Source organism: Actinoallomurus acaciae (genome assembly GCF_042429965.1).
Taxonomy (GTDB): Bacteria; Actinomycetota; Actinomycetes; order Streptosporangiales; family Streptosporangiaceae; genus Actinoallomurus; species Actinoallomurus acaciae.
Genome location: NZ_JBHLZP010000885.1, coordinates 1 through 2,063 on the forward strand (window position 1 = coordinate 1; position 2,063 = coordinate 2,063).

Annotated in this window: 2 protein-coding genes and 1 pseudogene; all 3 read right to left on the minus strand. The window is 62.1% G+C overall.

Annotated elements, in window-relative coordinates; genetic code table 11:
* Positions 1-236, minus strand: a pseudogene (locus ACFFNX_RS48480) (ABC transporter permease); the annotation flags it as partial.
* A complete protein-coding gene (locus ACFFNX_RS48485) occupies positions 226-1,245 on the minus strand; it encodes an ABC transporter permease (protein WP_378213206.1) in 1,020 nt (339 codons plus the stop codon). The pseudogene ACFFNX_RS48480 and the gene ACFFNX_RS48485, both read right to left, overlap by 11 nt.
* The coding region (locus ACFFNX_RS48490) for an ATP-binding cassette domain-containing protein (protein ID WP_378213207.1) at positions 1,245-2,063 on the minus strand (819 nt) is incomplete at its 5' end. The genes ACFFNX_RS48485 and ACFFNX_RS48490, both read right to left, overlap by 1 nt.

A 2,063-nucleotide genomic window follows, 5' to 3' on the forward strand; every position in this document is an offset into this window, starting at 1 on the left:
GCGACGGACAGGTCCACCTCGGCGGCCACGACCAGCAACGTCATCGGCAACGCGATGAGCGCGATCTCCGACAGGTCATCCAGGGCGAACGACAGGTTGTCACTCGTGGCGAAGTCGGAACTACCGAACGCGCCACCGGCGAACACCACGATCAACAACGCGGTGACGATGACGTCCCAGCGGATCAGGCGGGTGAGGGGAGCCGGAGCGGTCTTGACAGGTGCCTCAGGCGCCATGACGGGCGTTCCTCCTCCGAAGAGCGCGGGTGACGCGCAAGGACAACAAGCGGTCGACGCTGATCGCCAAAAGCAACAACAAACCCGCGATCGCGTCCTGCCAGAACGAGTTGACCTTCAACACCACCAGCACACTGCCGATCGTGGTCAGCAACAACGCACCCAACGCCGCCCCATACACACTCCCCAAACCCCCCACAATCGCCACCCCACCCACCACAACCGCCGAAACCACCTTCAACTCCCAACCATGCGCCGCATCCGCCACCACCGTCCCGAACCGAGCCAGCCACAACACCCCCGCCAACCCCGCCAACACCCCACTAACCACATACGCCGTCAAAACCCGCTTGCGGATCGCGATCCCCGCCAACCGCGCAGCATCAGGATTCGAACCAATCGCATAAAACTCCCGGCCTGAAGGGAAGGACCGCAGGTAGTACCCGACCGCCACCATCACCACCACCGTGATCAACGGCAGATACGGAACCCCCAACACACCACCACTCCCCAACTCCAGCAACGAAGAAGGCACATCAGCAGCATTAATCTGCTGACCATGCGCCCAGTAGTAATCCAACCCCTGAATCACATACAACGTGCCCAACGTCACCACCAACGCCGGAACCCGAAAGAAACTCACCAGCACACCATTGACCAACCCACACACCGCACCAACCACCATCCCCAAAACCAACACCACCACAATCCCACGATCATGACCCAACACAAACCGGCCCGACGCGAACGCCACCAACCCCACCACCGACCCCACCGACAAATCAATATTGCGCGTAATCACCACCATCGTCTGCCCCACCGCCAACAACCCCAAAATCGAAGCGTTCAGGAAAATATCCTTCACACCCTGCTCAGACAAAAACGACGAATTCACCACCGCCGTCACCACCACCAACACCACCAACGCCGCGAGAATGCTCAACTCCCGCGCCCGCAAAACAGCGTCCACAAGCCGACGCCCACCACCATCAGCGGTCACAGCCACCATCAGGCCGCCTCCCCTCGGATCTGACCGGTCGCAGCGGCCATGATGGTCTCCTCCGTCGCCTCGCTCCGGGGGATCTCGGCGGTCAACCGGCCCTCATGCATGACCAGCACCCGATCAGCCATACCAAGCACCTCCGGCAGATCCGACGAGATCATCAACACAGCCAAACCATCAGCGGCCAACTGCGACAACAACCGATGCACCTCGGCCTTGGTGCCCACATCGATCCCCCGGGTCGGCTCATCCACGATCAACACCACCGGCTCGGTCGACAACCACTTGGCCAGCACGACCTTCTGCTGATTCCCCCCCGACAACACCCCGACCGCATCACTCAAACGCGCATACTTCAACTGAAGCCGAATCGCCCAATCAGCAGCCCGGACACGCTCAGCCCGACGCGACACCACCGGACCCCGCCGCAACGACCGCAACGCGGTCAAACCGATATTCCGCTCGATCGAACCATCCATCACCAGCCCCTGCTGACGACGGTCCTCCGGGACCAACGCCAACCCCACCGACATCGCCGCAGTCGGGCTACCACCCGGCAACCCCCGACCACCGACCATTACGGTGCCGGCGTCATAACGGTCGATACCGAACACCGCACGGGCGACCTCACTACGCCCCGCCCCAACCAAACCCGCCAGCGCGACGATCTCCCCAGCACACACCTCGAAGGAAACATCGGTGAACACGCCCTCACGCGTCAGCCGCGACACCTCCAACACCGGCCCACCGACCACCGTCTCCTGCTTCGGATAAAGCGTGTCAAGCTCCCGCCCCACCATCCGCTGAACAAGACCATCAGGCGT